Below are 4,572 nucleotides of genomic sequence, written 5' to 3' on the forward strand. Positions count from 1 at the left end.
CATATCTCCTCGCGCTTCGGCGGAAGGCCGGAGCGGAGGGGCCCCAAGGGCCCCGCGGGAACCTTGAGAACCGGATACTGAGGAGCAAGGAAAAGCCAGTCGACGACGAGTCGATTCCGAGACGGCCGCGCGGCCCGCCCCGAGGGGAGGGCCCGCGGAGAGGCGCCAAGATCGAGACTCCGGCGGGGGAGGCCCCGCCATCTCAAACGGAGAGTTTGATCCTGGCTCAGGATGAACGCTGGCGGCGTGCCTAACACATGCAAGTCGAACGGTTAAACCGCCCTCGGGCGGACATAGAGTGGCGAACGGGTGAGTAACACGTGGCCAACCTGCCCCCCTCTCCGGGACAGCCGCGGGAAACCGCGATTAATACCGGATGACGCCCGGGCCCCGCATGGGGCCCGGGCCAAAGCCCAGGCGGAGGGGGATGGGGCCGCGGCCCATCAGGCAGACGGCGGGGTGACGGCCCACCGTGCTTTCGACGGGTAGCCGGGTTGAGAGACCGACCGGCCACATTGGGACTGAGATACGGCCCAGACTCCTACGGGAGGCAGCAGTGGGGAATTTTGCGCAATGGGGGCAACCCTGACGCAGCAACGCCGCGTGCGGGACGAAGGCCTTCGGGTCGTAAACCGCTTTCAGCAGGGAAGACAGCGACGGTACCTGCAGAAGAAGCCCCGGCTAACTACGTGCCAGCAGCCGCGGTAATACGTAGGGGGCGAGCGTTATCCGGAATCATTGGGCGTAAAGAGCGCGTAGGCGGCCCCTCAAGCGGGATCTCTAATCCGAGGGCTCAACCCCCGGCCGGATCCCGAACTGGGGGGCTCGGGTGCGGTAGAGGAGGATGGAATTCCCGGTGTAGCGGTGGAATGCGCAGATATCGGGAAGAACACCGATGGCGAAGGCAGTCCTCTGGGCCGCCACCGACGCTGAGGCGCGAAAGCCGGGGGAGCGAACAGGATTAGATACCCTGGTAGTCCCGGCCGTAAACGATGGGCGCTAGGTGTGGGGGGACGATCCCCCCGTGCCGCAGCCAACGCGTTAAGCGCCCCGCCTGGGGAGTACGGCCGCAAGGCTAAAACTCAAAGGAATTGACGGGGGCCCGCACAAGCAGCGGAGCATGTGGCTTAATTCGAAGCAACGCGAAGAACCTTACCAGGGCTTGACATGCGCCTGAAGCCGCGGAGACGCGGTGGCCGAGAGGAGGGCGCGCAGGTGGTGCATGGCTGTCGTCAGCTCGTGTCGTGAGATGTTGGGTTAAGTCCCGCAACGAGCGCAACCCCTGCCCCGTGTTGCCAGCATTCGGTTGGGGACTCGCGGGGGACTGCCGGCGTCAAGCCGGAGGAAGGTGGGGACGACGTCAAGTCATCATGCCCCTTATGCCCTGGGCTGCACACGTGCTACAATGGCCGGTACAGCGGGCTGCGACCACGCGAGTGGGAGCGAATCCCTCAAAGCCGGCCCCAGTTCGGATCGGAGGCTGCAACCCGCCTCCGTGAAGTCGGAGTTGCTAGTAATCGCGGATCAGCATGCCGCGGTGAATGCGTTCCCGGGCCTTGTACACACCGCCCGTCACACCACCCGAGTCGTCTGCACCCGAAGCCGCCGGCCGAACCCGCAAGGGGCGGAGGCGTCGAAGGTGTGGAGGGTGAGGGGGGTGAAGTCGTAACAAGGTAGCCGTACCGGAAGGTGCGGCTGGATCACCTCCTTTCTAGGGAGGCGCGAGAGCGCCGGCGGGCCGAAGGCCCGCCCGAAGAGAGAAACCAAGAGCTTTTCAACAACGAACCGCCTCGAGGCCGCTCGGGCGGCCCCTTGCGTCCCCAGCATCCGGCTCCCGGGGCTCCCGCCCCGCGCACCTTGACAGTTGCATAGCGTTTTCGACGAAACGAACGTTAAACCTGAAGAGCCCCCGGAAGGGGGCCGCATCAGAACGATCGCGACGTCTCGATATGGATACCCATAGAAAATGTGCGAGAAGATGTCAAAGGCGCACGGCGGATGCCTTGGCACAGGAAGTCGACGAAGGGCGCGGCAAGCTGCGATAAGCCCCGGGGAGGCGCAAACGGCCTTCGATCCGGGGGTTCCCGAATGGGGAAACCCAGCCAGGGCCATGCCTGGCTACCCGCGCCCGAACCAATAGGGCGCGAGGAGGCAACCGGGGGAACTGAAACATCTAAGTACCCCGAGGAAGAGAAATCAACCGAGATCCCGGGAGTAGCGGCGAGCGAAACCGGGCCAGCCCAAACCCATGCGAGCTCATAGCTTGAGGGCGTTGCCGCATGGGGGTTGCGGGACCGTCGGTCCACGGGCCTCAGACCGTGGGCGGAGTCAGAAAGCGGCGCGGAAGCGGAACGGCCTGGGAAGGCCGGCGGAACAGGGTGAGAGCCCCGTACGCGGACCCGCGCCGCCTCCGTTGGCGGCACCCGAGTACCGCCGGGCACGTGAAACCCGGTGGGAAGCAGGGGGGACCACCCTCCAAGGCTGAACACTCTCCTGTGACCGATAGCGAACCAGTACCGTGAGGGAAAGGTGAAAAGCACCCCGAGAGGGGAGTGAAACAGTGCCTGAAACCGTGCGCCCACAAGCAGTCGGAGCAGCCTTGCGCTGTGACGGCGTGCCTTTTGTAGAATGAGCCAGCGAGTCGCGGCGCGCGGCGAGGTTAAGGTGAGACCGAGCCGCAGTGAAAGCGAGCCTTTAAGATGGCGTGTGAGTCGCGCGCCGCGGACGCGAAGCCGGGTGAGCTATCCATGGGCAGGCTGAAGCGGGGGTAAGACCCCGTGGAGGGCCGAACCCACTTCGGTTGAAAACGGAGGGGATGACCCGTGGATAGGGGTGAAAGGCCAATCAAACCCGGAGATATCTCGTTCTCCCCGAAATAGCTTTAGGGCTAGCCTCGGACCTTGGTCCGGCGGCGGTAGAGCACTGGATCGCCGAGGGGGCTTCACCGCCTACCGACGCGAACCAAACTCCGAATGCCGTCGGACGCCGTCCGGGAGTCAGAGCATGTGGGCTAAGCTGTGTGCTCGAGAGGGAAACAGCCCAGACCGCCCGCTAAGGCCCCCAAGTTCACGCTGAGTGGCAAAGGATGTGCGTTTGCCTGGACAACCAGGATGTTGGCTTAGAAGCAGCCATGCATTTAAAGAGTGCGTAACAGCTCACTGGTCGAGTGGACATGCGCCGACAATTCACGGGGCTAAGCGTGGCGCCGAAGCGGCGGACTATTTGATAGTGGTAGGGGAGCTTCCCGCGGGGGGCGAAGCCGGAGGGCGACCTCCGGTGGACCGCGCGGGAGTGAGGATGCTGGCATGAGTAACGAGAGCGGCGTGGGAAACGCCGCCGCCGTGAGCCCAAGGGTTCCTGGGGAAGGCTAATCCCCCCAGGGTCAGTCGGGAGCTAAGGCGAGGCCGGGAGGCGTAGCCGATGCGCAACGGGTCGACATTCCCGTACCGCCGACGCACCGCCACCACCGACGGGGCGACGGGGAAGGGTAGCCGGGCGGGGTTCTGGACGCCCCCGTGAAAGCGCGTAGGGCGGCACGCATGGAAACCAGCGTGCCACGATGCCCGAGACGCGAGACGAAGCCGTATGGCGAAGCCGGCGAGCCCATGCCTCCGAGAAAAACCTCTAGGGAGGGGCGTCGGCGCCCGTACCAAAACCGACACAGGTGGGCGGGTAGAGCATACCGAGGCGATCGGGAGAACCATGGTTAAGGAACTCGGCATAATCGCTCCGTAACTTCGGGAGAAGGAGCGCCCCCGCCCGTGAGGGCCCTCGCGGCCGGAGCGGGAGGGGGCCGCAGCGAAACGGCCCAAGCGACTGTTTATCAAAAACACAGGACTCTGCCAAGCCGCAAGGCGACGTATAGGGTCTGACGCCTGCCCGGTGCCGGAAGGTTACGCGGATGGGTCAGCCGAAAGGCGAAGCTCTGAAGCCAAGCCCCGGTAAACGGCGGCCGTAACTATAACGGTCCTAAGGTAGCGAAATTCCTTGTCGGGTAAGTTCCGACCTGCACGAATGGCGTAACGACTTGGGCGCTGTCTCAACCATGGACCCGGTGAAATTGTACTATTCGTGAAGATGCGAATTACCTGCGGAAGGACGGAAAGACCCCGTGAACCTTCACTGCAGCTTGGCATTGGCCGTTGGTACGGCGCGTAGAGGATAGGCGGGAGGCTTCGAAGCCCGGGCGCCAGCCCGGGTGGAGCCGCCCTTGGAATACCGCCCTCGCCGTGCCGGCGGCCTAACCCGAGGCCGTCATCCGGCTCGGGGACCGTGCCAGGCGGGTAGTTTGACTGGGGCGGTCGCCTCCCAAAGAGTAACGGAGGCGCGCAAAGGTCCGCTCAGGACGGTCGGCAACCGTCCCGAGAGCGCAAGAGTGCAAGCGGGCTTGACTGCGAGGCCCACGAGCCGAGCAGGGACGAAAGTCGGTTCTAGTGATCCGGCGGCCCAGAGTGGAATGGCCGTCGCTCAACGGATAAAAGGTACTCCGGGGATAACAGGCTGATCTTGCCCAAGAGTCCACATCGACGGCAAGGTTTGGCACCTCGATGTCGGCTCATCGCATCCTGGGGC

General features: G+C 64.5%; 2 rRNA genes. Both read left to right on the forward strand.

The annotated features are described in order from the left end of the window. The first annotated feature begins 203 nt into the window (after positions 1-203). Positions 204-1,711, forward strand: a 16S ribosomal RNA gene (locus tag C2L80_RS13220). Between the two features lie 260 nt (positions 1,712-1,971). Further along, positions 1,972-4,572 (forward strand): 23S ribosomal RNA (locus C2L80_RS13225); the annotation flags it as partial.

This window comes from Rubneribacter badeniensis (assembly GCF_002899695.1).
GTDB classification, from domain to species: domain Bacteria; phylum Actinomycetota; class Coriobacteriia; order Coriobacteriales; family Eggerthellaceae; genus Rubneribacter; species Rubneribacter badeniensis.